Genomic DNA, 26,097 nt, shown 5'->3' on the forward strand with positions numbered 1-26,097 from the left:
GAGAGGGGCGTCAGGATGGTTGCAGCCGAAGGAACTATTTATATCGTAACGATTGTACTATACGGCCTTAGCGTCCTTTGCTACTTCGTTGATTTTTCTCAAACCAACCGGAAGGTGAACCGACTCGCCTTCTGGTTGCTTTCTATTGTCTGGGCTTCGCAGACGGCCTTTTTAGTACTTAGAATATTTATGTATGATCGTGCACCGGTAATCACGCCTTTTGAAGGCATGTATTTCTATGCGTGGTCGCTTGTAACCATTTCACTTATCGTGAACTGGTTTTTTCGAATGGATGTACTGGTTTTCTTTTTAAATGTGATCGGATTTCTTTTGATGACGTTCAGCTCTTTTTCGTTTAACGGCGATATTCCAAACGAGCTTGAAACGCTGCTCTTGTCTGAGACACTTGTGGTGCATATTATTTTTATTCTGCTCTCGTATGCTTCGTTTACACTGGCGTTTGTATTCTCCGCAATGTATGTACTGCAGCATCAGCTTTTAAAAAGAAAGCAGTGGGGCAAACGGTTAATCAGAATGGAGAATCTGCCGAAAATGGAAAAGCTGGCAGGCACGACTACTGTAATTGGAGTTCCTCTTTTATTTGCGGGCCTTGTGTTTGGTTTTCTCTGGGCAGGCAGATGGTACGACTCTCTCCCGTGGCAGGACGCCAAAGTCATCGGTTCGATTATTCTGCTTGGCTTTTACAGTACGTATATATATTTACTGGCTGTTCATCACTGGCGTGGGTACCGGATGGCACTTTTGAACGTTGCCTGCTTTGTCGTTTTACTCATTAATTATTTTATTTCGAGTGATTTGAGTCAGTTTCATATATGGTACTTATAATAACTATGGATGCTTAGAAAGGAAGGGCTAAACGCATGCGCACAATTACCCTCGGCACTAGAAAAAGTAATCTGGCATTAAAACAAACGGAGTGGGTACAGCAGGAGCTTGAAAAGCTGGATCTGCCCTATCGTTTTGAAGTGAAAAAAATCTCCACAAAAGGTGACCGTGTGCTGGACCGGACGCTATCTAAAGTTGGTGGAAAGGGCTTGTTTGTAAAGGAAATTGAGCAGGCGCTTACAGATGGCGAAATTGATATAGCTGTACACAGCATGAAGGATCTTCCGGGAGAAATGGCAGAAGGATTCGAAGTCGGGGCTGTCACAAACCGGGTGGATCCAAGAGACGCTTATATTGCAAACGATCATGTGAAGTTTCATAATCTGCCGCTCGGGGCAGTAGTTGGTACGAGCAGCCTGCGGCGTACATCCCAAATTAAAGCAGAGCGTCCGGATTTAAATGTCCATTGGATTCGGGGCAATATTGAAACCCGGCTTCGGAAGCTTCGTGAGGAAAGCTTTGACGCCATTATTTTAGCCGCCGCCGGCCTGGAGCGAATGGGCTGGAGCGACGAAATTGTAACGGAATTCCTCGAGCCGAATATGTGTGTGCCGGCCGTAGGACAGGGCGCACTTGGTATTGAGTGCCGCAGCGGGGACGAAGATATATTAAAAATTATTCAACACCTTCACGACGAGCCGGTAGCGGTATGTGTGGCTGCCGAACGGGCCTTCCTGAAGGCTGTAGAGGGAGGATGCGCCGTGCCGATTGGCGGCTATGCTACTCTTAATAAACAGGGTAATGTACAATTAACCGCAATGATTGGTTCTACGGATGGACGCAAAATACTAAAAGAAAAGCTCACGGGTGATAATCCGGAAGAAATGGGCAGACAGGCCGCTCACGCCCTGCTTGGCCGGGGTGGTAAAGAAATTCTGGAACAGGCCCGGGAAGAGATGGGGGAAGAGTAGTGCCAGCAACAGTACTGGTGACACGAGGAGCCGGCCAGAACGCAAGTCTGGTGCAGGGTCTTCAGTCTGCAGGCTGTTGTGTCAAAGCGGTGCCGGCTATTACCACTGTACCGGTACGGAGCAGGGAAAAGGCAATGGCAGAGCGGTGGCGGAACGGTAATATTGACTGGATGATTGTAACAAGCGTAAATACCGTCTATTATCTGGCAGAATGGCAAAAACGGTATAATCTGGGTATTCCAGCCGGCTTAAAAACAGCTGCTGTCGGGCCAAAGACCAAGCAGGCGCTGGAACAGGAAGGCTTTCAGGTAGAGATGATGCCAGAAAAATATACAGCCGTTTCGTTAGCTGAAGCAGCCGTACGGGTAATCGGAGACCGGGAAAACGTGCTTCTTCCTCAAAGTGACCAGGCGGCTGACACCCTTTACCGGTCGCTTGCAGCCCGGGGCCTAAGCGTATGGGTGTGGCATTTGTATACTACGGTTCCGGAAGAAAAAAATGAGTCTCTTCTCCAGGCTGTTTTAAAAAACCGGGAGATTGACGTACTGACGGCTGCAAGTCCTTCCTCTATAAATGCTCTGTACCGGCTTGCAGGAGCTTACCGGCAGGTGCTTTTAGCTGTTCCTGTAGTAGTAATTGGCCCTTCGACCGGAAAAGCTGCCCGAGAAACCGGATTTAAGTATGTCTACGAAGCAGAGATTCATTCTGTGGAGGGAATAATAGAAAAAACAAAGGAAATTATTTAGGAGGCTTTACATTGGCTGATTTACATTTCCGCCGGCACCGCAGATTGCGGACGACGCCTGGTATACGAGCAATGGTAAGAGAAAACGAATTAAGACCCAACGATTTAATTTATCCTATTTTTGTCGTCGAAGGGGAAAATGTGCGCAAAGAAGTGCCGTCCATGCCGGGGGTCTATCACGTTTCCCTGGATCATTTGGATGCAGAAATGAACGACTTGGAATCTCTCGGTATTCCGAGCGTCATCGTATTTGGCGTGCCTCATGAGGAAGAAAAAGATGCTGAAGGAACGCCGGCTTTTCTGAAGGACGGGATTGTCCAACGGGCTATTCGGCAGATTAAAGAAAATCATCCGGCATTGACGGTGATTGCGGATACCTGCCTGTGCCAGTACACAGACCACGGGCACTGCGGGGTTATTCATAACGGTTACGTGGATAACGATGAATCGCTGAGGAATCTAACAGAAACCGCGGTCTCCCAGGCAGAAGCCGGGGCAGACATTATTGCGCCGTCGAACATGATGGACGGCTTTACAGCGGCTATCCGGGAAGGGCTCGATAAAGCAGGGCACGTTACAGTGCCGCTGATGTCCTATACGGTTAAATATGCCAGTGCCTTTTACGGTCCGTTCCGTGACGCAGCTCACAGCACTCCTTCGTTTGGGGACCGGAAAACCTACCAGATGGATCCACCGAACCGGCTTGAAGCGTTAAAAGAAGCGGAAACTGATGTCGAAGAAGGAGCCGATTTTCTTATTGTGAAGCCGGCCCTTGCTTATCTCGATATCGTAAGAGAAGTAAAAGAGCGCACCGGATATCCGGTGGTAGCGTATAACGTTTCCGGGGAATATGCGATGATTAAAGCTGCCGCCCAGAACGGATGGGTGAATGAAAAGGATATTGTCATGGAAAAGCTCACCAGTATGAAGCGTGCCGGAGCTGACCTGATTGTGACGTATTTCGCCAAAGATGCTGTTCGTTATATGCAGGAAGACAATAAATGATGGAAACAAGCTCTGGAAGGTGTTCAGTCCAGGGCTTGTTTTCGTTATACTAAGGACGGGAATAGAAAAAAAGATAACTTTTAAGTATCCAGGAGGTATGACATGAAATCGTATCATAATTCAATACATGCACATGAACGCGCAAAAAAAGTAATGCCGGGAGGAGTCAGCAGTCCCGTGCGGACCTATGAATCTGTCGGCCATCCGGCTGTTTATATGGACGAAGGCAAGGGGTCCCGCATTAAAGACATCGACGGCAATGAATACATTGATTATGTGATGTCCTGGGGGCCGCTTCTGCTCGGGCATGCAAACGAGCATGTCGTTGACAGCTTAAAAATTGTAGCCGAGAAAGGAACGAGCTTTGGTGCCTCGCACGTAACAGAAGCCGGTCTGGCAGAGCTTGTTGTGGACCGGGTGCCCTCCATTGAAGTTGTCCGGATGGTGAATTCCGGCACGGAAGCGACGATGAGTGCGCTGCGTCTTGCCCGCGGGTTTACCGGCCGGGACAAAATTGTAAAAATGGAGGGCTGCTATCACGGCCACGGAGACTCTCTTCTCATTCGTGCCGGCTCCGGCGTCGCTACTCTTGGCCTGCCGGACAGCCCGGGCGTCCCTGGGTCGATTGCGCAGAACACGCTTACCGTTCCGTACAACGATCTCGACAGCCTGCAGAAGGCGTTTGATGAATACGGAGATGAAATCGCCGGTGTTATCCTCGAGCCTGTCACCGGGAACATGGGGGTTGTCACCCCGGGTGAAGGATTTTTGGAAGGCGTTCGTAACATTACGAATCAGTACGGCAGTCTGCTGATTTTTGATGAAGTTATGAGCGGCTTCCGGGTGGATTATAACAGCGCCCAGGGACACTACGGAGTGACTCCGGACCTCACGTGTCTTGGAAAGGTGATCGGCGGCGGGCTTCCGGTGGGAGCCTACGGCGGCCGTGCCGATATCATGCAGCAGATTGCCCCGGACGGACCTATTTATCAGGCAGGTACCCTTTCCGGCAATCCGCTGGCGATGACAGCCGGACTTGAAACACTCAGACAGGTGGATGAAAGCAGCTATGAAACGTTCCGCGCCCGGGCAGCACAGCTTGAAGATGGGCTGAACCGGGCGGCCGCAAAGCACGGGATTCCTCATCAAATCAACCGTGCCGGAGCGATGATCGGCCTGTTCTTTACCGATGAACCTGTAGTGGATTTTGCTTCTGCGAAAAAATCAGATCTGGGAATGTTCGCTCGTTATTTCCGGGGAATGATGGCAGAGGGCATATCGCTTCCACCTTCGCAGTTTGAAGGACTGTTTTTATCGACAGAGCACAGCGAAGAAGATATCGATAAGACCATTGAAGCGGCTGACCGCGTCTTTGCAAGCCTTGCTGCAAATAAAGAGCACGGGGAAGATAGTTGACGCATGCGTCTTCGTTTCGTAAAATAAAGACACTCACTCAATATTAATAATAAATGCAGAAACAGGGAGGAGTACGCACGAAGGTCCGTTGTACAGAAAAAAGGATCCAGGGCTGAGAGATTCTTTAACGACCCGTGTGGAAAGTCGCCCTCGAGCTTCTTTTCTGAACGCATACAGTAAGAAAAGACGGTAGCCGCCGTTATGGGAAAGTGCCTGCTTTAGAGCAGGTATTAAGGTGGTACCGCGAAAACTCTTCGTCCTTACTTGGGATGAAGAGTTTTTTTATGAGAAGAAAGGGGATTTGTATGGGAAAACAAGAAACGGAAATGGCGAAAAAGTACGATCCGAAAGAAACGGAGAACCGCTGGTATGACTTCTGGAAAGAAACTGGACAGTTTGAAGCAGGCCAGACAGACGGGACGCCGTATACAATTGTTATTCCGCCGCCGAACGTGACCGGACGGCTTCACCTTGGCCACGCCTGGGATACGACGCTTCAGGATATTTTAATCCGGATGAAGCGTATGCAGGGATATGACACTTTATGGCTGCCGGGCATGGATCATGCCGGGATTGCTACCCAGTCCAAGGTTGAGGCGCAGCTGAAGGAAGAAGGCACGAGCCGCTACGAGCTCGGACGGGAAGCGTTCCTCGAAAAAACGTGGGGCTGGAAGGAGGAATATGCCGATTTCATCCGGAGCCAGTGGGCCAAGCTCGGACTTTCGCTCGACTATTCGAAAGAGCGTTTCACGCTTGATGAAGGTCTGTCGGAAGCGGTACGGGAAGTCTTTGTTTCGTTGTACAAAAGGGAGCTTATCTACCGGGGTGAGTACATTATCAACTGGGACCCGCAAACACAGACGGCGCTTTCAGATATCGAAGTGGAATATAAAGAAGTGCAGGGTCACTTTTACCATATGCGCTACCCGGTTAAAGGCGAAAACACTTCGATCGAAGTAGCGACGACCCGGCCGGAAACGATGCTCGGTGACACGGCAGTCGCAGTACATCCGGAGGACGGGCGCTATAAGCATCTTATCGGGAAAACAGCCGTGCTCCCGGTCATCGGAAGAGAAATTCCAATCATCGCAGACGACTATGTGGACATGGATTTTGGTTCCGGGGCAGTAAAAATTACGCCTGCGCATGATCCAAATGATTTTGAAATGGGCAACCGTCATGACCTGCCGCGCGTGCTTGTGATGAATGAAGACGGCAGCATGAATGAAAATGCCGGAATTTACGAAGGCATGGACCGCTTTGCCTGCCGCCGGCAGCTGACAAAGGATCTGCAGGCAGAGGGCATTCTGTTTGATATTGAAGAACATATGCACTCTGTCGGCCATTCCGAGCGGAGTGGCGCGGTAGTTGAGCCTTATCTTTCCACGCAGTGGTTTGTACACATGGGGCCGCTTGCAAAGCAGGCGGTAGAGCTTCAGCAGAAGGAAGAAAAGGTTACCTTTGTGCCGGAACGTTTTGAAAAGACGTATCTGCAGTGGATGGAAAATATCCGGGACTGGTGTATTTCCCGGCAGCTGTGGTGGGGGCACCGTATCCCAGCCTGGTACCATAAAGAAACAGGCGAAATTTATGTCGGACGCACGGCACCGGAAAATCCGGAGGAATGGAAACAGGACGAGGACGTGCTTGATACATGGTTCAGCTCGGCTTTATGGCCGTTTTCGACCATGGGCTGGCCGGAAGAAAGCGCGGACTATGCGCGCTACTACCCGACCAGTGCGCTTGTCACCGGCTACGATATTATTTTCTTCTGGGTGTCGCGGATGATTTTTCAGGGACTGGAATTCACCGGCGAACGCCCGTTTGAGGACGTGCTTATTCACGGCCTGGTACGTGACAGTGAAGGACGGAAAATGAGTAAATCCCTCGGCAACGGGGTGGACCCGATGGATGTCATCGATCAGTACGGTGCGGATGCTCTGCGTTTTCTGCTCGCTACAGGTACAACCCCGGGCAACGATATCCGTTTCCAGTGGGAAAAAGTAGAGGCCAACTGGAATTTCGGCAATAAAATTTGGAATGCCGCCCGGTTTACGCTGATGAATGTGGAAGGGGTAACGGCAGAAGACATCGAGCTTGAAGGCGCAAAAACGATTGCGGACCGCTGGATTTTACACCGGCTGCAGGAAACAAAGCAGAATGCCACCCAGCTGATGGAAAAATACGAGTTTGGGGAAGCCGGAAGGACGCTTTATAACTTTATTTGGGATGATCTTTGTGACTGGTATATTGAAATGGCCAAACTGCCGCTGTACGGTGAAGATGAACAGCCAAAACGCATGGCCCAGTCTGTGCTTGTTCATGTGTTTGATCAGACGATGCGCATGCTTCACCCGATGATGCCGTTTATCACGGAGGAAATCTGGCAGCATCTCCCTCACGAAGGAACGTCAATCATGAGTGCTTCCTGGCCGATAGCGGATTCGCAGCTGTTTGACGAGGAAGCGGTACGCGATATGGAATTAATCCAGGAGGTTATTCGTTCGGTCCGGAATACGCGGGCGGAAATGAACGTTCCACCGAGCAAAGCGGTGCCGATGAGTCTGAAGCCGTCCCACAGCCAGGCTTCGGAACGACTCGAACGGGGGCGTGACTATATTGTACGGTTTGGAAATCCGGAAACGCTGACGATTGATGCAGCGATGGAGGCTCCGGAAAAATCCATATCCCACGTATTGAGCGGGGCGGAGATCTTTCTGCCGCTTGAAGGCCTGATTAATATAGACGAAGAAATAGAGCGGCTGCAGCGGGAAAAAGACAAGCTCGATAAAGAAGTGGAACGGGTCACGAAAAAGCTGAACAACGAAGGGTTTGTCAGCAAAGCTCCCGCACACGTCGTCGAGGAAGAAAAGGAAAAACAGAAGGATTACGAACAAAAAAGAGAAAAAGTAACAGCGAGAATGGAAGAACTGCAAAAAAGCTAGGCACAAGACGCCCCCGGGCAGGGGGCCTGCTGCATGGCTGTTTAAAGGGAGGTCTACTTTGCACACATACAAGGAAGCAGAAGCATGGGTGCACTCACTCGAAACGTTCGGTATCCGCCCGGGACTTGACCGGATGAACATGATGCTTGAAGCTGTCGGCAACCCGGAACGCCGGCTGAAAGGCATTCATATTGGCGGAACGAACGGCAAAGGATCCACCGCGGCATTTACGAGAAATATTATGACAGAAGCAGGTATTGTCTGCGGATCATTCACATCACCGTATATTCACCATTTCCGTGAGCGGATTGCCACAGACGGAGAGCCGATCAGCGAAGAGGATTTTCTGGAGCTGGCTGCCGTTCTTCGTCCGGTAGTGGAAAGCATCGCCCGCACGCCGTTTGGATCACCGACGGAGTTTGAAGTGATTACTGTTATCGCGGCAATGTATTTTGCCAGAAAAACGTTTCCGGACGTAGTAATATGGGAGGTTGGCCTTGGCGGCCGTCTGGACGCTACAAACGCCATTCACCCCATGGTGAGCATTATCACAAACATTGGTCACGACCATCAGGGGATCCTCGGGGACACGCTCGAAGAAGTAGCCCGGGAAAAAGCCGGCATTATTAAAGGCGGGGTTCCTGTGGTGACATGCGAACAGAATGAGGAGCTTGCCGGCATTTTTGAGGAGGCTGCCGATTATCAGCGCTCGAAATTTTATCAGCTTGGTCGTCAGTTTCATGTCCGCCGTCTTGAGCCGTCAGAGTCAGGAACTCGTTTTTCCTTTTATTCCCTGTTGGGGGATATGGAGGATCTCGAGGTCTCCATGCTCGGGGAGCATCAGGTGGAGAATGCGGCAGCAGCAGTAATCACAACGCGTTACCTGAAAATGTATTACGCACTGCCCGCAGAGGACGAGCACATCCGTGCTGGTCTGAAAAAAGCAGCCTGGCCGGGGAGGCTTGAAAAAGCGCCTGGCAAAGAATATGTTCTTTTCGACGGTGCGCATAATGAAGAGGGGATGAAAAGCCTCAAAGAAGCGTTGGCCAAGCATTATCCAAACAGCCGGTTTCATTTTATTGTCGGAATGAAAACGGACAAATTACAAGCGCCGGTGCTCGATCAGCTGGACGGCCTGGAGATAGAATCCATCATGGCGGTGCCGTTTGATTTTCCGCAGGCAGCCGCACCGGAGGATATTGCTGAAGCGAATACAGCCGACGTTCAAAAAGCAGCAAGCTGGCAGGAGGCATGGGAAAAAGCAGATACAGCCCGGGATCAGGAAGACGTGATCGTGTTTGCCGGCTCCCTGTATTTCATCTCCCAGTTGACGCAGGAGTGGAGTCAATAAGAAAGCGATAAGCAGAAGCCGTATGCTTCTGCTTTTTTGTTATATTTTTAAGCTAATTATCGGAAAACCATGCTATAATAAGAAAAAAATGGAAGAGGTGTTGTGATGAACATATTGCTCGCTGTATATTTTACAGCAGCAGGGATGATAGTAAGCTCCTTCTGTAATGCCGCAGGGATGCGACTGGCTGTTGGCGGGTCCGTATGGATGCCCCCGTCAAGCTGCCCGGTATGTACCCATACGATTAAAAAAAGAGATTTAGTCCCCTGCTGTTCGTATCTGTATCTGGGCGGTAAATGCCGCTTCTGCAAAAACCGTATTTCCGCGATTTATCCTCTTATGGAAGGCGCCGGTGGTGTCTTGTTTTTCCTCGCTTATGTCCGCTTCGGACTAACTGCAGAATTCGCTGCAGCTTTACTTCTTATTTCCTACCTATTCATTATTACCATCAGCGATATTACAGCCATGCTTATCCCGGGCCGGGTGTCACTTTTGTTTTTTCTTGGAGCCATACTTTTAAAATTTTTCTGGCTGGAGGAGCCTGCCTGGGACGAAAGCTTTATAGGTGCACTCGCCGGTTTTTTTCTTTTGGCAGCCATTATTCTGGCCACGAGGGGAGGGATGGGCGGCGGCGACCTGAAAATATTTACTGTTCTCGGATTTTTCTTTGGACCGCACCTTTTTGCCGTAAACTTTATAGCTGCTGTGTTCACCGCTTCTATCGTTGTTTTTGCTCTATATCCATTTGGTATTTTCAAAAAAGGAGTACCGTTCCCATTTGCACCTGCCATCGCGGCCGGCAGCTTATTTACTTTATTTGCCGGAGAAGCCTGCCTGAAATGGTACCTGTCATTTTTGTAATTCCCCGCTTCAATTCCCCCACACATAAAGGAGACGATCATTGATGAAAACGACTGTAATCCCCGCCGGGACAGAGCTGTTCCGCCCCCGCGAGAAAATGGAACAAAAAGGAGCGGAGGCACTGACAGAACAGGAGCTGCTGGCAGTGCTTCTTCGCACAGGTACAAAGCAGGCACCGGTGCTGAACGTGGCTGCACAGGTGATGGAGCGTTTCGATGCTCTGCCATTGCTGAAAGAAGCCACCAGAGAAGAACTGATGGAAATTCCGGGTATTGGAAAAGCAAAAGCCCTGGAGCTGCAGGCAGCACTCGAATTGGGAAAGCGCATCTTCCGCTATTCGTATCCGGACAGATACGTTGTGCGTTCCCCTGAAGATGCAGCGGAGTACATGATGGAAGACTTGAGGTTTTTACAGCAGGAGCATTTTGTCGTACTGTGTCTGAATACTAAAAATCAAATCATTCATAAGCAGACGTTATTTATCGGCAGTCTGAATTCAAGCATTGTCCATCCAAGGGAACTGTTCAAGGAAGCGCTGCGGCGATCTGCAGCGTCAATTATCTGCCTTCATAATCATCCATCCGGCGATCCTGCTCCGAGCAGCGAGGATATTCAGGTGACAAAAAGGGTGGCAGAATGCGGCAGGCTTCTTGGCATCGAACTGCTCGACCATGTAATTGTTGGCGATCAGTGCTTTGAGAGCATGAAAGAGCAGGGATTCATGTAAAAGAGGAAGATGTTAAAATAAGCCTACCCTAAAAAAACAGGTGCATTGACCCTATGTTTTTCAAATATTTTTCAGTATAATAAAAAATAGTGCATGCAGGAATAGTTGTACTTTAATGCATAATAACGGGCGGGCGTCAGAGAAACAAAAACCTGAAGAAAGCATCATTCATCCATGAGCCGCTGAGCGTGCCCGCTACATATGGAAATACAGGGAATGCCTGAAAAGGCATTATCCAACATAATAAATCATTAGATGATCTAATGAACAAAACCTGCTGAAAAGGATGACCGTGCATTTTGCAAGACGAGAGGAGATATACATAGATGTTTGGAACGAGAGACCTGGGGATCGATTTAGGTACGGCAAATACGCTCGTTTACGCCAGAGGAGAAGGAATTATTCTTCGTGAGCCCTCGGTGGTGGCTATGCGGACAGATACGGGAAATATTGAAGCTGTAGGCCGCAGTGCGAAAAATATGATTGGGCGTACACCGGGGAACATTACAGCAATACGTCCAATGAAAGACGGCGTCATTGCTGATTTTGATACCACGGCGACCATGATGGAATATTTTATTGGTCAGTCGGTCAAAAAACGTTCGATATTCTCGAGAAAGCCAAACGTGATGGTATGTGTGCCGTCAGGTATTACGGCAGTTGAAAAGAGGGCCGTGGAGGATGCAACAAAACAGGCTGGGGCAAGAGAGGCCTATACGATCGAAGAACCGTTTGCAGCAGCGATTGGAGCCGATCTGCCTGTGTGGGAGCCTACGGGAAGCATGGTTGTTGATATCGGGGGCGGAACGACCGAAGTGGCTATCATTTCTCTTGGTGGAATTGTTACGAGTCAATCGATCCGCATCGCCGGAGATGAAATGGATGAAGCGATCATTCAGTATATCCGGAAAACGTACAATGTCATGGTGGGAGAGCGCACATCGGAAGCCATTAAGCTTGAAGTTGGGGCTGCTTCTCCTCCCGCAGAAAGTGAAGATAATGATACAATGGAAATCCGCGGAAGAGATGTAGTGACCGGGCTTCCAAAAACAGTTACAATTACCTCTGAAGAGATTGCTGGATGTCTAAAAGATACGGTCTCCACTATTATTGATACGGTGAAAAGTACACTGGAACAGACTCCTCCGGAATTAGCAGCGGATATTATGGACCGTGGTATCCTGTTAACAGGTGGAGGGGCTCTTCTGCGGCACATTGACCGGGTTCTCAGCGAAGAAACGAACATGCCGGTATTAGTATCGGAGGAGCCTTTGGACTGTGTGGCACTTGGTACAGGACGCGCTTTAGAAAATATTCATTTGTTCCGCTCGAAAGCAGGTATTACATCCCGCTCAGGCCGGAATGCTTAATCTATCTTTAGAGTAGGTGGGGAACCATGCCGCACTTTTTTAACAACAAGCGATTAATCATCTTGATGGTAAGCATTATTCTTCTTGTTATACTCGTAGGGTTTTCCATGAGAGAACGGGAATCGGTGCCGTGGCCGGAAGAGTTCGTAAGAGACTCTGTAGGCGTTTTTCAGTCGACCATCAGCCGCCCGGCTCACTTTGCAGCTAATCGCTTCGAAGCCGTGGAAAATTTATTGGATACATACGAGGAAAATAAAACCCTCAAGCAGCAGCTGGAAAAATACGCTGCCACTTCGGCAGAGCTTGAAAACACCCGTCAGGAAAATGAAACGCTCCGGGAGTCGGCCGATACGCAGGAAATGCTGAGCGACTATGAAAGCCGCCAGGCGCTTGTCGTCTACCGGAACCCTGATCGCTGGACACAGACGATCGGTATTAATCAGGGTACCCAGAACGGTATTGAACAGGATATGGCCGTAGTTACGAATGAAGGCCTTATCGGCCGTGTGGCAGAGGCTTCCGAATTTTCCTCCACTGTTCAATTGTTATCCGACGGGGAACGGACGAACCGTATCAGCGCCAGTGTGACTGCCGGGGACGAGACGGTTAATGCTTTCATTGAAGGATGGGACGAAGACCGGGACGGCCTTATGCTCCGGAAAATCCGCAGTGATGCAGAAATTGAAGAAGGCCAGCAGGTGGTCACCTCGGGAATGGGCGGAGCTTTTCCAAGCGGTATTCCAATCGGGGAGGTAGAGAGCGTAGAGCCGGATGAGTACGGTTTAACGTATAACGCTCTTATTGAACCAGCAGCAGATTTCAGCGATTTAACATACGTGAACGTCCTGGACCGCAACATTGAAGATCTGGGTGAAGAATTTCCTTCGCTTGAAGAAGACCAGGAGCAGGAGGATGAAGAGGAAGACACCGTAGATCCGGTCGGTGAAGAAGGCGGCGGGGGATCATGACAAGATTTCTTATCCCCGTATCGATCTTTTGTTTATTTCTTATCGAAGGAACATGGTTTGAAATTCTCTTTCCCCAGGAAAATGAAAGTGGATGGGTGTGGATGCCGAGATTTGCTCTTATTGGAGTGATTTTGACCAGCATCTACCGCGGTCCTGTCGCAGGAGTATGGGCGGGCATTTTCGTTGGTTTTCTCTATGACTTCACCTATACGCAGATTCTTGGTGTTTATACGTTCTGCTTTGGCTTTATTGCGTATATGAGCTCCTACTCTCTGCCGGTGGTCCGCAACAGTTATGGATGGCAATGGCTTATCATATTCTGCGCGCTTTTCGTGTTTGAACTGCTAATCTATTTTATTTATTTTTTGTTAGGCATTGCCGAACTTTCTTTTGGAGAATTTTTAGTAAAGCGGATGATTGCTTCGTGGCTTATTAATGGGGCCGCTGCTTTACTGCTGCTCGTTCCCTTCCGCCGTATTTTTGAATGGATTGAAGACCAGGAAAAAATAAGGCAGCGATAATTTTTAAAAAAAGAAGTGGTTTGCTGTTTATTCCTGTGAAATGAAACCGTATAATGGAAAGAACGACATTTACTAAGAATGGAGAGCGCTTAAGGGTTCAGGGGTGAAAATATGACGAATAACAATGGAAATTATGTAACGATTAAAGGTACTAAAGAAGGGTTAACCATTGTATTAAATGATCAGTGCTCTTTTCATGAACTTCTTGAGGAATTGAAGAAGAAGATTGAACGGGAGCAGCGTTTGTTTGAAAACGGGCCGCAAGTGGAAGTCCGTGTGGACGCCGGGAACCGTTATTTGAGTAAAAGTCATGAAGAAGAAATTACGGAAGTTCTGAACAAAACGGGTTCAGTACGGGTGCATGAAGTTCACTCGAACGTGATGACAAAAGACGAAGCACAAGAGGTAATTGAAAAAGCAACAGTAACGTCTGTCACACAGATTGTCCGCTCCGGGCAGGTGCTCCGCAAAACAGGCGATATCCTTATTATCGGCGATGTTAATCCCGGCGGAGTGGTTGAAGCAACGGGGAATATCTATGTTATCGGAGCATTAAAAGGAATAGCGAGGGCCGGAACAGAAGGAGCAGATCATGCCGTGGTGTGTGCCTCTGTGATGATTCCTAAACAAATTTCTATCTCGGATACGTATTTCTACGCGCCCGAAAAGCATGAAAAGCAGGAGCAGAAGCCTGCGATTGAAGGGCCGGGGTATGCGTATGTTACCGGAGAAGAATACAAGGCAATTGCATTTGAAGAAACAAAAATGCTCGGGCATTATTTACGCTCGGTCTCATATACATAAGCATGTCAGGCCGAAAACACCTTCCGGACACCGTTAACCGGAATGAGAAGCATGTAAGGTCTGAAAGGAGGAACCGTTGGTGGGAGAGGCAATAGTAATTACATCCGGAAAAGGCGGGGTCGGGAAAACCACGACTTCCGCTAACATCGGTACAGCACTTGCACTGCAGGGACAAAAAGTATGTTTGATTGATACAGATATCGGACTTCGGAATTTGGATGTCGTTATGGGTCTGGAAAACCGGATTATTTACGATCTGGTAGACGCTGCGGAAGGTCGCTGCAAGGTGCAGCAGGCATTAATCCGGGACAAGAGGTTCGACTGCCTGCATCTGCTGCCGGCAGCACAGACGAAGGACAAATCTGCGGTGAATCCGGAACAAATGCAGGAAATCGTGGAGACGCTCCGCCCGGAATACGATTTTATTCTTATCGATTGCCCGGCCGGTATTGAACAGGGATTCAAAAACGCTGTGTCCGGCGCGGATAAAGCGATCGTTGTCACCACTCCGGATACGGCCGCTGTGAGAGACGCCGACCGGATTATTGGTTTGCTTGAAAACGAAGACATTGAACCGCCTAAGCTCGTAGTGAACCGGGTGCGGAGTGATCTTTCCCGGGAAGGCAACGTATTGGATGTGGAAGATGTCGTAGCTACCCTTGCAGTGGATCTGCTCGGGATGATTGTAGACGAAGAGCATGTGTTAAAAGCAGCGCATAAAGGGGAGCCGATTGCGATGGACCCAAACAGCAGGGCTTCGCTCGGATACCGTAATATTGCGCGCCGCCTGCTCGGGGAATCGGTGCCGCTGATGGCAGTAGAAGAAAAGAAAAGCTTTTTCTCCAAGGTGAAAAGTTTATTTGGAATAAAATCATAGCAGGCAAAGGACGGGAAGTAAGCTTCCTGTCCTTTTTGTGCAGTGTAGTCAATTTTGTTTTCTTTAAGATCCACGTGGTATAATAACAGTGAAAGGGCATGCTGTTTTGGATCTGATTCCCGAATCGCCTGTCTTTCTTACAAAGGTTTTTACAGAATGAAAGGCTTCGAGTATCTATCCGAATGCGCGAAGGAGGAATCACTGATGACCGTTATAGAAAAGCACCCTTATCTTTCCGATGAAGAACGCCAAAAACTGGCTCTTTTAAATAAACAAATGCAGGAAGCAGCTTCTGAACAGGAATTGAAGCGGCTTACCACACAGATCGCCCTGCTTCATGAAAAGGCGAAGGTCAGAGAAGAAAATAAGTCTAACTGAATGACTGCCATCATCATGTGGCAGTCTTTTCCTTTTGTAAAGAAATGTGCCACTGGAGGAACGTTCGATGGAATTAATTGCAAATATGAAAGCCGGGGAAGCAAGAGCAGCCCTGAAACATAATGGAAGAGTCGCAGAGTTCTTTTTCGAGTCGGCAATGGACGACACAGCGGCCGGAGATATCTATAAGGGAAGAGTGGTGGATGTGCTGCCGGGAATGGACGCTGCGTTTATTGATATCGGGAAAGGAAAGAAAGGGTATCTGCACCGGGACAATATTATGGCGTACCGTCTGCTGAAAGAGCCGCTTGCTGAAAAAAAACAGCGGGGCATTAAAGATTTTATTAAAAAGGGCGAATATTTATTTGTGCAGGTCGTGAAGGAAGAAACGGCCAGCAAGGGTGCCAAACTTAAAGAAAATTTGTCACTGCCGGGAAAGTACTGTGTGTATCTGCCGGACGAGCCGGGATTGTTTATTTCGCAAAAGGTGGAAGACGCCGTAAAGGAAGAATGGCTCGAGCAGGAAGAAGCGCTGCCGCTGAACGGGGACGGGCTGATTGTGCGTACAGAGGGAACGGCACAGTCACTGGATGTGGTAAAAAAGGAAGCGTCCCAGCTCCAGAGCCTGTGGCAGGATATGGTTCTTCGGGGAGAAGAGCTGGCTTCACCGGGAAAGGTATCGCAGGAGGAGCACTTTTTAACAAAATGTCTGTCATATGCACCCATGGAACGCGTGAAAAGAGTCGCTGTGGATACAAGAGAGGCAATGGAGACAGCACAAGCGCAATTCAACGGGCAGGAGCCGGAAAAGCGTCCGGAATTTGTTCTTTTTGAGCGCCCGGAAAATATTTTCACAGAAGAGAACGTAGAGATCGACCTCGAGCGGGCCTTAAAGCCTGTAGCATGGCTGAAAAGCGGTGGGTTTTTACAGATTGAAAAAACAGAGATGTGTATCACCATTGATGTGAATACGGGAAGGTTTACCGGAAAGCATGACCTGCAGCACACGATCGTAAAAACAAATCTCGAAGCTGCCGCAGAGGCAATGCATCAATTGCGTGTGAGAAACCTCTCCGGTATGGTAATGATTGACTTTATACGGATGAATGAAGAAAAAGACCGGCAGCATTTAATTCAGGTACTGGAAGAAAAAGCCGCTGAAGATCCGCAGAAAATCCGGGTTGCCGGCTTTTCCCGTCTCGGCGTCGTAGAGTTGACCCGCCAGCGCTCCCGCCAGAGCCTCGAGGAACATATGCTTGAACCTTTTGGTACCGAGTACGGCAAAGGATGGCGGCTGTCGGAAAAAGAAATCATGGAAAGGGCAAAACGAATGCTCGGTGCCTGGGTGGAGGAAGATGTAGACGCGATTGTGCTGGAGGTGCCGGACCGGCTGCTCGCCCGGGAAGGCAGGGCGTTGTATGATGATCTCCAGCAAATAGTCCCGGGACGCTTATTTATCGTCTCTGAAGCAAAGGAGCAGGAGATCGTGGTCCGCTACGCGGGAAGCCTTGAAGTGGCGGAACAAAGAAATCAGGCTTTAAAGGCTCAAATGAAGCAGCGGGGAATTGACTTTCGTTTTTAATATATGCTATTATTTGTAACGTTAGTTGTTTGGAAGCACCCAAACTACAACCGCACAAGAACAGGTTTAAGCCCTGGAAAGGCACCTGTATTGGCGAGTCTAAGTGATTAGGAGGTGCAGAGATGTACGCAATTATTGAAACTGGTGGAAAACAGTTAAAAGTAGAAGAAGGCCAGACTATCTTCGTTGAAAAATTAGACGTAGAAGCTGGTGATGAAGTAACGTTTGGCAATGTAGTATTTGTCGGAGGCGACGATGTGAAGGTTGGTTCTCCTTTTGTTGAGGGAGCCAAAGTTACAGGCAAAGTTGAAAGACAGGGCCGTAACAAAAAAATCATCGTTTTCAAATTTAAGAAACGTAAAAACTACCGCCGTAAGCAGGGCCACCGTCAGCCTTACACAAAAGTTACAATCAACAGCATTGACGCGTAGTTATGATACGGGTCACTGTTAGCCGCGACGAGGCAGAGCATATTCGTTCTGTTACTATGACCGGGCACGCTGAATCAGGTCCCTACGGCTATGATTTGGTATGTGCCGGCGCCTCGGCAGTATCTTTTGGGGCTGTAAATGCGATGGCATCACTCTGTCATACAGATCCCGCAGTGGATTTAGGCCCAGAAGGCGGTTATTTTCATTGCGTGCTTCCGGAAGAAAGCACCGAAGAGGATAAACGCCAGATGCAGCTGCTGGCAGAGGGCATGATTATCTCTTTGGAGACCATAGCTGATCAGTACGGTGAATTTATATCAATTGAAGAGCATAGGAGGTGAATGTTGATGTTGAAATTAGACCTGCAGTTCTTTGCTCAGAAAAAAGGGGTAGGTAGTACAAAAAACGGTCGTGACTCCATTTCCAAGCGTTTGGGTACCAAACGCGCCGATGGCCAGCACGTAACCGGTGGTTCTATCCTCGTCCGCCAGCGCGGTTCGAAAATTTTCCCTGGCAACAATGTCGGTAAAGGTGGAGATGACACTCTTTTCTCCAAAATCGACGGCGTTGTGAAATTTGAGCGTGTCGGGAAAAAACGTAAACGCGTGAGCGTTTATGCAAAAGAAGCGTAAGACCCGCATCCGTTTAAACAGATATTTTCTGTTTAAACGGATTTTTTTATTGAAGGGGGCAAAAAAAATGAAGGTAACAATTATTGGTTTTTGGCACGCATTTCCGGAAGCAGGGGAAGCAGCTTCCGGTTATCTGCTTGAAGAAGATGGCTTTGAGCTGCTGCTCGACTGTGGAAGCGGAGTGATTTCTCAGCTGCAGCATTACACAGAGCTCAGCAGCATCGACGCCGTACTGCTGTCTCATTATCATCAGGATCATGTGGGTGATTTCGGAGCTCTTCAGTACTACCGGCTGCTTGAACCTGTCCTTTGGCCAAAAAAGCAGCACGAGATGGCCGTCTATGCGCATCGGGAGGATGAAGAAGGCTTTCAGCGCCTGTTTTATAAAGAAGCAGTACAGCCGACAGAATACCGGGCGGAGGAGCCGTTTACCGCCGGTCCCTTTACCATTACACCAGTTCCGGTAAAGCATGCTGTGCCCTGCTTCGGATTCCGGATTGAGACCGCCGCGGGCAGCATGTTCTTTACCGCGGACACCTCATATATACCAGAGCTTGAGCAGGACGCCGCACATGTGGATGTGCTTTTGGCAGAATCCAGCTTTTATGCTGGTCAGGACGGCTCCTTTGCCGGACATATGAATGCTGAAGAAGCAGCGAGGCTTGCCAAAGGAGCTGAAGCAGGAAAATTAATATTAACTCACCTGCCTCATTTCGGAGAGCATGCACAGCTGCAGAGGGAAGCAGAAAACATATTTTCCGGTCCTGTGGAGCTTGCAGCAGGAGGGCTTAAAATAAATATCGACTGAGACAATCAATCATTTCTTTCGGGAAATGATTTTTTTCGTTTACATGAGAGCGGTATCGCATGGGCCTTTACATATTCTTAACACTTAAACTACTTTCTCTTAACAATTAAGTCCTATACTAAGCATTGGGAGCAAAAAGAGTTGCTTTGCCTCGATTACATAAACAAAAAGAGGAGGAAGTTGGTTTGAACTTTAAAAAGGTATGGATGGTTCCAACATTCGCTACGCTGGCAGTATTTGCATCCGCATGTGGAGGCGGGGGAGAAGAAAGTTCCGGTAGTGGTTCTGAGGAAAGTTCGGGAAGCGGCTCCGGTTCGGAAGAAAGCTCTGGTTCGGAAGAAAGCTCCGGTGAGGAAGGAAACGGAGGCTCTGGCGACATTGCTATCGATGGCTCTTCCACGGTCTTTCCAATTATGGAAGCCGTATCTGAAGAATTTCAACAGGAGCATGGAAACATCGAAGCACCTGTAGGCGTATCAGGTTCCGGAGGAGGATTTGAACGCTTTATTGCCGGCGAGACGGATTTAAGTAACGCTTCGCGCCCTATCGAACAGGAAGAAGAAGATGCGCTCGAAGAGGCAGGCATTGAATATACTGAGCTGGAATTAGCCTATGATGGACTTACTGTAGCTGTGAATCCAGAAAATGACTTTGTAGATAATCTTACCTTTGAAGAACTGTCACAAATTTTCGCTGACGGAAGTGATGCTCAAAATTGGTCGGATATTCGCGACAGCTGGCCAGACGAGCCAATTGATATTTATGCTCCGGGTACAGATTCCGGCACGTATGATTTCTTCAGTGAAGAAGTGCTTGAAGAAGGCGACGTTTCTCGTGAAGCCCAGCTTTCCGAAGATGACAACGTGTTGGTAAATGGTGTAGCAGGCAGTCAGAATGCTATTGGGTTCTTTGGCTATGCATACTATGCAGAAAACCAGGATTCTCTGAAAGCAGTGCCTATCGTGCCGCAAGAGGGTGGAGATGAAGGTATTGAGCCTAGCCAGGAAACAATCAACGATCAGTCATATCCTCTTTCTCGTCCGTTGTTTACGTATGTGAAAAATGAATCCCTGCAGGAAAATGAAGACGTTGTTGAATATGTGCGCTTTTTAAATGACAATGCAGGGGATCTCGCAGAAGAAGTAGGATATGTGGCAGCACCGGAAGAGGTTTATGAAGAAAATACGCAAAAAATTGATGAAGTTGTTAACGAATAGAAGGATTTGGTACGGAGAAGCGAGGGAGCATACACTCCCTTGCTTTTGTCCTTGCTTTTAAGGGATTATCTGTTAAGGGGATGTGCAGAGAATGGAAGATCGTTCAAAACTCTCGGTTAGTGAACGAATCGAACAAAGAACAAAGGGTTCGGGTTCATCGAGTTTTATGGAAAAGTTAATGCCGGTTGTTTTTTTCACTTGTGCTTTAATATCTATTCTTACTACGGTCGGTATCGTTTTTACTCTTTTATTTGAAACAGTGACGTTTTTCAGCAACGTTCCGTTTGCCGATTTTTTTGCTTCTACAGAGTGGTATCCGTTTTTTTCCGATCCGCAGTACGGCATTTGGCCTCTGGTGAACGGAACACTGATGATAGCGGGAATCGCTATGCTGGTAGCCGTGCCTTTTGGTCTGGGAGCAGCCATTTATTTGAGTGAATATGCATCCGAAAAGGTTCGTAAAACAGTAAAGCCTATTCTTGAGGTATTGGCAGGCATACCGACGATCGTGTATGGCTTTTTTGCCCTCACGTTTGTTACACCAATTCTGCGCTCCATTATACCTGGGATGGACATTTATAATGCATTGAGTCCGGGGATTGTAGTAGGTGTAATGATTATTCCGATGATTGCAAGTCTATCAGAAGATGCAATGAGCTCTGTGCCGAATTCGATCCGCCAGGGTGCTTTTGCTTTAGGGGCCACCCGGATGGAAGTGACTGTAAAAGTAGTGATGCCCGCAGCATTATCAGGTATTGTTGCTTCTTTTGTTCTGGGAATATCCCGAGCTATAGGGGAAACAATGATCGTAACGGTGGCCGGTGGGGCAAGTCCTACAATGACAGTGGACCCCACAGGAGCCGTGCAGACGATGACTGCATACATTGTGCAGGTGACTCAGGGCGACGCAGGTTATGGCACACCAATTTATTACAGTATCTATGCTGTCGGTATGACATTGTTCGTCTTCACGTTGGCTATGAATCTGATGGCCCACTACATTTCTCGACGTTTCCGGGAGGATTACTAAATGAAATTTGCAAATACGACAGTGCCACAGGAAGTGCAGAACGAAAATGCTCAACGGCTGAGCAAAAGGCATATTTGGAATAAAGTATTTAAGGGTGTCTGTTTTGCGGCTACTGCTTTTAGCATACTGATGCTTCTCGTATTGCTGATACGAATACTCACTCAAGGAATTGGCTTTTTGGACTGGGGACTTGTAGCAAATTTCGCTTCAAGAAATGCTGAGGATGCGGGATTGCTGGCAGCTTTAGCCGGGACAATCTGGCTTATGATGGTGGCGGCTCCGGTTTCTTTTATTTTGGGGGTCGGCACGGCAGTGTATCTGGAAGAATACGCACCAAGCAACAAATTTACGAATTTGCTTCAAACAAATATTTCCAACCTTGCCGGCGTTCCCTCCGTCGTTTTCGGGCTGTTGGGGCTTACGATATTTAACCGGCTGATGGGAATGGGGGCAAGTGTGGTAGCAGGTGGTCTGACGCTTTCCCTGCTTGTTCTTCCAATTATCGTGGTGGCTTCCAGAGAGGCTATCAGCGCAGTGCCAACAGATGTTAAGCAGGCCTCCTACGCGATGGGAGCAACAAAATGGCAGACGATTTTTAGAATTGTTATTCCATCAGCTTTACCAGGAGTGCTTACAGGTACGATTTTAGCTTTATCCCGGGCTATTGGGGAAACAGCGCCAATTTTAGTGCTAGGAGCCTTAACATACGTTGCCGCTACACCTTCCGGTTTACTTTCAAGTTTCACGGCAATGCCAGTACAGATTTACAACTGGACTGGACGCCCTCAACAGGAATTTCAAGACATTGCGGCAGCAGGAATCATCATTTTACTGTTGATGCTTTTATTCATGAATTCGATTGCTGTATTTATCAGAAGCAAATTCCAAAAACGCTTTTAATAAAGGAAACAATGAAAGGGGAAGCAGTATGCAGACCAAGCATGAAAACCGTTCAGTAGAAGGACACAAGACCGTGAATGAAGAGGAAAAAGTGCCGCTTGCTTACAATGTAGATCAGTTGAATCTCTGGTACGCTGACAATCACGCGCTACAGGATATTTCGATGGAAATCCCGGAAAAGTCAGTAACAGCCATTATTGGTCCTTCCGGCTGCGGCAAATCGACATTTATTAAAACCTTAAACCGGATGACCGAAATGAATCCGATTGTAAAAACAAATGGCTCCATTAAATACCGGGAGAACGAGATTTTTGCAAAGAATTTTAGTGTTGAATATCTTCGTACTAAAGTGGGTATGGTTTTTCAAAATCCGAATCCTTTCCCCAAGTCGATTTATGAAAATGTAATATACGGGCCGAAAATTCATGGCATCAAAGATAAAAAAACACTCGATGAAATCGTGGAAAAAAGTCTGAAGAAAGCGGCTATCTGGGACGAAACAAAAGATCGCCTGAAAGAAAATGCCTTCGGGCTTTCCGGCGGCCAGCAGCAGCGTCTTTGCATAGCCCGCTGTCTGGCAATTGAACCTGACATCATTTTAATGGATGAGCCTACGTCTGCACTGGATCCGATTTCTACGCTGAAGATTGAAGAGCTTGTCCAGGAGCTGAAAAAAGACTATACGATTGTCATTGTTACCCATAACATGCAGCAGGCAGCCCGGATATCAGACAACACTGCCTTCTTCTTAAATGGTGTTATCGTAGAGCATGATCAAACAGATAAAATCTTTTCATCGCCGGCAAAAAAAGAAACAGAAGATTATATTTCCGGCAGGTTCGGCTAAGCCGGAAGAAAGAGGCGGAATAATGGGCGTTCGAAAGGCGTATGAGCAGGACTTGACGTATTTAAAGCAGGAAATACTCGATATGGGCAAATATGTTAAGTATGCTTTCGAGCAATCTCTGCTCGCGTTAAAAACCAATGATAACCAGTCACTTGCCCGGGAGATTGTTACAGATGATAAAAATATCAATTCCATGGAGCTGAAAATCATGGATGCTGCGACACTGACCATTGCCAAGCAACAGCCGGTGGCGACAGATCTGCGCCGTTGCATCGTGGCTTTAAAAATGGCCAGTGATCTCGAGCGTATGGCAGATATTGCAGTCGATATTGCTAAAGCCTCGGCCAGGCTGAGCGAAAACAAAAGTCGGGAGGACATCGACCAGTTAATTGATATGGCGGAAATTTCCAAACAAATGTTTGACCAGGCGATGGAAGCCTATGAAAATCAGGAACTGATGCATGCCCAGCGTGTGGCTTCTTTAGATGATCATGTGGACAGCAAATACAAGTTGTTTATACAGAAACAGCTTCGTCAGAGTGCTGATGAAGTGTTGTTGGAGGATATTACTCAGCTGTCTTTTATCGGCCGCTACATTGAGAGATTTGCAGATCATACAACCAACCTGGCGGAATGGGTCGTCTATGAAGTGAACGGGCATCATTTTGATTTAAATTAAAAATACGCAGAATGCAGTCTCCGCCTAATGGCGGGGGCTTTTTATGCTTTCCCTTGGGTTTCTCAGACACGCAGGCGGCTGAATTACCTGGGAGGAAAAATTTAACCAGCTATTATCTCAAACACCTGCTCCGGTCTGTCGATATAAAAAGAGAAGAAGATGCAGCACACTATCGACTAGTATTGAGTTCAAAAGGCGGAGGTACGGGCATGAGCCATACGGAATATTTGGATATGTTTATTGAAGAAAGCCAGGAGCACATTCAGGCGATTAACGTTCACCTGCTTGAGCTTGAAAAGCAGCCGGAGGACGAAACGGTCATCGGGGAAATTTTTCGTTCGGCCCATACGATGAAAGGTATGGCCGGAACGATGGGATATGAGGATTTGACGAATGTGACACACGCCCTCGAAAATGTTCTCGACCAAATGCGTGAAAAAACAAGGCTTGCAGATGCAGAAACGATGGATGTCCTGCTTGAAGCAGCAGATGTTGCCGAAGAAATCGTAGAGGACATCGCTTCTGGCGGTGAGGGGAAAAAGGATATACAGGCTATTACGGCAAAGCTGCTGGGCCAAAGCATGCGGTCTGAGGCGGATAAGGAAACAAAAGAAAAATCCAGTATTAACATGGATTGGAATGAATACGACCGGGCAGTGATCGCCCAGTCTGTGGAGAGTGGGATGCAGGGCTATACGATGCAGATCACCCTTGCGGACAACGCCATGCTAAAAGCAGCACGGGCCTATATGGTATTTGAAGCTCTTGAAGCAGACGGCCACGTTATTAAATCAGTGCCGGAAGCTTCAGATATTGAAGCGGAGCAATTTGATAACGAATTTATCGTAGCGGTAGTAACGACCGCCGCAAAAGAAGATCTGGTGAACCGGGTGGCTGCTGTCTCGGAAATTGAAACAGTGGTGGCAGAGGAAATTGAAATAACGGTCAGCACAGACAATGAGGCTCGTTTGGAAAAAACGCCTTCTTCGGAGACAAAAGAATCCAGCTCGCCGGAACGCAAACGTGCAGAGACGAACAAAACGATTCGGGTCAATATTGACCGGCTGGATAAATTGATGAACCTGTTTGAAGAGCTGGTTATCGACCGGGGACGCCTTGAGCGTATATCCGAGGAAATAAGAAGCAGCGAATTGACAGAAACAGTGGAAAGAATGTCACGTACAACCGGGAGCCTGCAGGAAATTATTTTACACATGCGGATGGTGCCGGTCGATCAGGTGTTCAGTCGTTTCCCGAAAATGGTTCGCAGCCTGTCGAGAGATCTTGGTAAACAGATTAAGCTTGAAGTCATTGGTGCAGAAACTGAACTTGATCGTTCTATTATTGATGAAATCGGGGACCCGCTTGTCCATCTGATACGAAATTCAATCGATCACGGCATTGAAATGCCCGAAAAGAGAAGGCAGAACGGCAAACCGGAAGAGGGTCATGTCGAGCTGCGGGCTTATCACAGCGGCAATCATGTGTATATCGAAATCGAAGATGACGGCGGCGGAATCGATCGTGAACGCGTGCTAAAAAAGGCTGTAGAAAATGGCGTAATAGCTGCCGAAGACGCTGATACGCTGACGGATTACGATGTTCATCAATTTATTTTTTCCGCAGGCTTCAGTACCGTTGATGAAGTGACCGACCTGTCAGGACGCGGGGTGGGGCTGGATGTAGTAAAAAATACGTTTGAATCACTCGGCGGCGTTATCAGTGTGCATTCTGAAAAAGGAAAAGGAACCAGGTTCAGTATTCAGCTTCCCCTGACCCTGTCGATTATTGATGTGATGCTTGTGGATGTGGGGGAGGAGCATTACGGACTGCCGCTTACTTCTATCGTGGAGACAGCAAGTATTAAGAGCAGCAGCATTTTTTATGTGCACAAACGGAAAATGATCGATTTCCGCGGAAATATTATTCCGGTGATGTTTTTGGAGGATGTATTTGAAGTCCCGGTGGAGCGTGAGTGGGATCGTGAAAACTATTCTGTCGTAGTCGTGCATAAAGGAGAAAAGATGGCCGCGCTGGTCGTCGACAGTTTTATTGGCCAGCAGGATGTCGTATTAAAATCACTCGGCCATTATTTGCGGGACGTGCGTGCCATCTCAGGAGCTACGATTCTCGGAGACGGCAATGTAGCATTAATTGTAGATACGAATGCCCTATTGTAAGGAGGA

26 protein-coding genes and 2 other annotated features are annotated in these 26,097 nt (G+C 48.1%); all 26 genes read left to right on the top strand.

Annotated elements, in window-relative coordinates:
* The first annotated feature begins 15 nt into the window (after positions 1-15).
* A complete protein-coding gene (locus G548_RS0105560; protein WP_022793160.1) occupies positions 16-846 on the top strand; it encodes a cytochrome C assembly family protein in 831 nt (276 codons plus the stop codon).
* Between the two features lie 35 nt (positions 847-881).
* Positions 882-1,817 carry a hydroxymethylbilane synthase gene (hemC, locus tag G548_RS0105565; RefSeq protein ID WP_022793161.1) on the top strand — a complete coding sequence of 312 codons (936 nt, stop codon included), beginning with the start codon at positions 882-884 and terminating at the stop codon, positions 1,815-1,817.
* Positions 1,817-2,563 carry a uroporphyrinogen-III synthase gene (locus G548_RS0105570; protein ID WP_022793162.1) on the top strand — a complete coding sequence of 249 codons (747 nt, stop codon included), beginning with the start codon at positions 1,817-1,819 and terminating at the stop codon, positions 2,561-2,563. The genes hemC and G548_RS0105570 overlap by 1 nt, the downstream gene beginning before the upstream one ends.
* A gap of 11 nt (positions 2,564-2,574) precedes the next feature.
* Positions 2,575-3,567, top strand: a complete 993-nt coding sequence (gene hemB / locus G548_RS0105575) for a porphobilinogen synthase (protein WP_022793163.1) — start codon at positions 2,575-2,577, stop codon at positions 3,565-3,567.
* Positions 3,568-3,669: 102 nt separating this feature from the next.
* Complete coding sequence (gene hemL, locus G548_RS0105580; RefSeq protein ID WP_022793164.1) at positions 3,670-4,983, top strand: glutamate-1-semialdehyde 2,1-aminomutase; 1,314 nt, start codon at positions 3,670-3,672, stop codon at positions 4,981-4,983.
* A 49-nt stretch (positions 4,984-5,032) separates the two neighbouring features.
* Positions 5,033-5,248: a binding site (T-box leader), on the top strand.
* 40 nt (positions 5,249-5,288) lie between these two features.
* Positions 5,289-7,928 (top strand): valine--tRNA ligase, encoded by a 2,640-nt coding sequence (locus G548_RS0105585; RefSeq protein WP_022793165.1) that lies wholly within the window; start codon positions 5,289-5,291, stop codon positions 7,926-7,928.
* Positions 7,929-7,986: 58 nt separating this feature from the next.
* Positions 7,987-9,279 (top strand): bifunctional folylpolyglutamate synthase/dihydrofolate synthase, encoded by a 1,293-nt coding sequence (locus G548_RS0105590; protein ID WP_022793166.1) that lies wholly within the window; start codon positions 7,987-7,989, stop codon positions 9,277-9,279.
* A gap of 105 nt (positions 9,280-9,384) precedes the next feature.
* Positions 9,385-10,140 carry a prepilin peptidase gene (locus G548_RS0105600; protein WP_022793167.1) on the top strand — a complete coding sequence of 252 codons (756 nt, stop codon included), beginning with the start codon at positions 9,385-9,387 and terminating at the stop codon, positions 10,138-10,140.
* A gap of 43 nt (positions 10,141-10,183) precedes the next feature.
* A complete protein-coding gene (gene radC / locus G548_RS0105605; protein WP_022793168.1) occupies positions 10,184-10,867 on the top strand; it encodes a RadC family protein in 684 nt (227 codons plus the stop codon).
* Between the two features lie 326 nt (positions 10,868-11,193).
* Positions 11,194-12,237 (top strand): rod shape-determining protein, encoded by a 1,044-nt coding sequence (locus G548_RS0105610; protein WP_022793169.1) that lies wholly within the window; start codon positions 11,194-11,196, stop codon positions 12,235-12,237.
* A 26-nt stretch (positions 12,238-12,263) separates the two neighbouring features.
* A complete protein-coding gene (gene mreC, locus G548_RS0105615) occupies positions 12,264-13,205 on the top strand; it encodes a rod shape-determining protein MreC (RefSeq protein WP_022793170.1) in 942 nt (313 codons plus the stop codon).
* The gene (gene mreD / locus G548_RS17420; RefSeq protein ID WP_022793171.1) at positions 13,202-13,726 is read left to right on the top strand and encodes a rod shape-determining protein MreD; all 525 of its coding nucleotides are present in this window, start codon (positions 13,202-13,204) and stop codon (positions 13,724-13,726) included. The genes mreC and mreD overlap by 4 nt, the downstream gene beginning before the upstream one ends.
* Before the next feature lie 111 nt (positions 13,727-13,837).
* Positions 13,838-14,530: a septum site-determining protein MinC gene (minC, locus tag G548_RS0105625; RefSeq protein ID WP_022793172.1), complete on the top strand. Its 693-nt coding sequence runs from the start codon at positions 13,838-13,840 to the stop codon at positions 14,528-14,530.
* Positions 14,531-14,609: 79 nt separating this feature from the next.
* Entirely contained in the window at positions 14,610-15,407 is a 798-nt protein-coding gene (gene minD, locus G548_RS0105630; protein ID WP_022793173.1) for a septum site-determining protein MinD, read from the top strand.
* 204 nt (positions 15,408-15,611) lie between these two features.
* Positions 15,612-15,785 carry a hypothetical protein gene (locus G548_RS19145; RefSeq protein ID WP_022793174.1) on the top strand — a complete coding sequence of 58 codons (174 nt, stop codon included), beginning with the start codon at positions 15,612-15,614 and terminating at the stop codon, positions 15,783-15,785.
* Between the two features lie 67 nt (positions 15,786-15,852).
* A complete protein-coding gene (locus tag G548_RS0105640; RefSeq protein WP_022793175.1) occupies positions 15,853-17,367 on the top strand; it encodes an Rne/Rng family ribonuclease in 1,515 nt (504 codons plus the stop codon).
* 38 nt (positions 17,368-17,405) lie between these two features.
* Positions 17,406-17,478: a sequence feature (ribosomal protein L21 leader region), on the top strand.
* Between the two features lie 11 nt (positions 17,479-17,489).
* Positions 17,490-17,798, top strand: a complete 309-nt coding sequence (gene rplU / locus G548_RS0105645) for a 50S ribosomal protein L21 (protein WP_022793176.1) — start codon at positions 17,490-17,492, stop codon at positions 17,796-17,798.
* Between the two features lie 2 nt (positions 17,799-17,800).
* Positions 17,801-18,139 carry a ribosomal-processing cysteine protease Prp gene (locus G548_RS0105650; RefSeq protein WP_027847233.1) on the top strand — a complete coding sequence of 113 codons (339 nt, stop codon included), beginning with the start codon at positions 17,801-17,803 and terminating at the stop codon, positions 18,137-18,139.
* 6 nt (positions 18,140-18,145) lie between these two features.
* Complete coding sequence (rpmA, locus tag G548_RS0105655; protein ID WP_022793178.1) at positions 18,146-18,430, top strand: 50S ribosomal protein L27; 285 nt, start codon at positions 18,146-18,148, stop codon at positions 18,428-18,430.
* A gap of 67 nt (positions 18,431-18,497) precedes the next feature.
* Positions 18,498-19,238: an MBL fold metallo-hydrolase gene (locus G548_RS0105660; RefSeq protein WP_022793179.1), complete on the top strand. Its 741-nt coding sequence runs from the start codon at positions 18,498-18,500 to the stop codon at positions 19,236-19,238.
* Between the two features lie 185 nt (positions 19,239-19,423).
* Complete coding sequence (locus tag G548_RS0105665) at positions 19,424-20,455, top strand: PstS family phosphate ABC transporter substrate-binding protein (protein WP_022793180.1); 1,032 nt, start codon at positions 19,424-19,426, stop codon at positions 20,453-20,455.
* A 91-nt stretch (positions 20,456-20,546) separates the two neighbouring features.
* The gene (pstC, locus tag G548_RS0105670) at positions 20,547-21,485 is read left to right on the top strand and encodes a phosphate ABC transporter permease subunit PstC (RefSeq protein ID WP_022793181.1); all 939 of its coding nucleotides are present in this window, start codon (positions 20,547-20,549) and stop codon (positions 21,483-21,485) included.
* The gene (gene pstA, locus G548_RS0105675; protein ID WP_022793182.1) at positions 21,486-22,385 is read left to right on the top strand and encodes a phosphate ABC transporter permease PstA; all 900 of its coding nucleotides are present in this window, start codon (positions 21,486-21,488) and stop codon (positions 22,383-22,385) included.
* Positions 22,386-22,413: 28 nt separating this feature from the next.
* On the top strand, positions 22,414-23,232 hold the full coding sequence (gene pstB / locus G548_RS0105680; RefSeq protein ID WP_022793183.1) for a phosphate ABC transporter ATP-binding protein PstB: 819 nt from the start codon (positions 22,414-22,416) through the stop codon (positions 23,230-23,232).
* A 22-nt stretch (positions 23,233-23,254) separates the two neighbouring features.
* Positions 23,255-23,911 carry a phosphate signaling complex protein PhoU gene (phoU, locus tag G548_RS0105685; protein WP_022793184.1) on the top strand — a complete coding sequence of 219 codons (657 nt, stop codon included), beginning with the start codon at positions 23,255-23,257 and terminating at the stop codon, positions 23,909-23,911.
* 209 nt (positions 23,912-24,120) lie between these two features.
* Positions 24,121-26,091, top strand: a complete 1,971-nt coding sequence (locus G548_RS0105690) for a chemotaxis protein CheA (protein ID WP_022793185.1) — start codon at positions 24,121-24,123, stop codon at positions 26,089-26,091.
* Positions 26,092-26,097: the final 6 nt, after the last annotated feature.

Source organism: Marinococcus halotolerans DSM 16375, from assembly GCF_000420725.1.
Taxonomy (GTDB): Bacteria; Bacillota; Bacilli; order Bacillales; family Marinococcaceae; genus Marinococcus; species Marinococcus halotolerans.

Coding starts and splice junctions, on each gene's coding strand:
- pstA (WP_022793182.1), top strand. CDS start 21,486: ATGAAATTTGCAAATACGACAGTGCCACAGGAAGTGCAGAACGAAAAT.
- hemL (WP_022793164.1), top strand. CDS start 3,670: ATGAAATCGTATCATAATTCAATACATGCACATGAACGCGCAAAAAAA.
- minC (WP_022793172.1), top strand. CDS start 13,838: ATGACGAATAACAATGGAAATTATGTAACGATTAAAGGTACTAAAGAA.
- mreC (WP_022793170.1), top strand. CDS start 12,264: ATGCCGCACTTTTTTAACAACAAGCGATTAATCATCTTGATGGTAAGC.
- G548_RS0105640 (WP_022793175.1), top strand. CDS start 15,853: ATGGAATTAATTGCAAATATGAAAGCCGGGGAAGCAAGAGCAGCCCTG.
- radC (WP_022793168.1), top strand. CDS start 10,184: ATGAAAACGACTGTAATCCCCGCCGGGACAGAGCTGTTCCGCCCCCGC.
- G548_RS0105585 (WP_022793165.1), top strand. CDS start 5,289: ATGGGAAAACAAGAAACGGAAATGGCGAAAAAGTACGATCCGAAAGAA.
- rpmA (WP_022793178.1), top strand. CDS start 18,146: ATGTTGAAATTAGACCTGCAGTTCTTTGCTCAGAAAAAAGGGGTAGGT.
- mreD (WP_022793171.1), top strand. CDS start 13,202: ATGACAAGATTTCTTATCCCCGTATCGATCTTTTGTTTATTTCTTATC.
- G548_RS0105690 (WP_022793185.1), top strand. CDS start 24,121: ATGAGCCATACGGAATATTTGGATATGTTTATTGAAGAAAGCCAGGAG.
- G548_RS0105650 (WP_027847233.1), top strand. CDS start 17,801: ATGATACGGGTCACTGTTAGCCGCGACGAGGCAGAGCATATTCGTTCT.
- pstC (WP_022793181.1), top strand. CDS start 20,547: ATGGAAGATCGTTCAAAACTCTCGGTTAGTGAACGAATCGAACAAAGA.
- rplU (WP_022793176.1), top strand. CDS start 17,490: ATGTACGCAATTATTGAAACTGGTGGAAAACAGTTAAAAGTAGAAGAA.
- G548_RS0105560 (WP_022793160.1), top strand. CDS start 16: ATGGTTGCAGCCGAAGGAACTATTTATATCGTAACGATTGTACTATAC.
- G548_RS0105660 (WP_022793179.1), top strand. CDS start 18,498: ATGAAGGTAACAATTATTGGTTTTTGGCACGCATTTCCGGAAGCAGGG.
- G548_RS19145 (WP_022793174.1), top strand. CDS start 15,612: ATGACCGTTATAGAAAAGCACCCTTATCTTTCCGATGAAGAACGCCAA.
- G548_RS0105610 (WP_022793169.1), top strand. CDS start 11,194: ATGTTTGGAACGAGAGACCTGGGGATCGATTTAGGTACGGCAAATACG.
- phoU (WP_022793184.1), top strand. CDS start 23,255: ATGGGCGTTCGAAAGGCGTATGAGCAGGACTTGACGTATTTAAAGCAG.
- hemC (WP_022793161.1), top strand. CDS start 882: ATGCGCACAATTACCCTCGGCACTAGAAAAAGTAATCTGGCATTAAAA.
- G548_RS0105600 (WP_022793167.1), top strand. CDS start 9,385: ATGAACATATTGCTCGCTGTATATTTTACAGCAGCAGGGATGATAGTA.
- pstB (WP_022793183.1), top strand. CDS start 22,414: ATGCAGACCAAGCATGAAAACCGTTCAGTAGAAGGACACAAGACCGTG.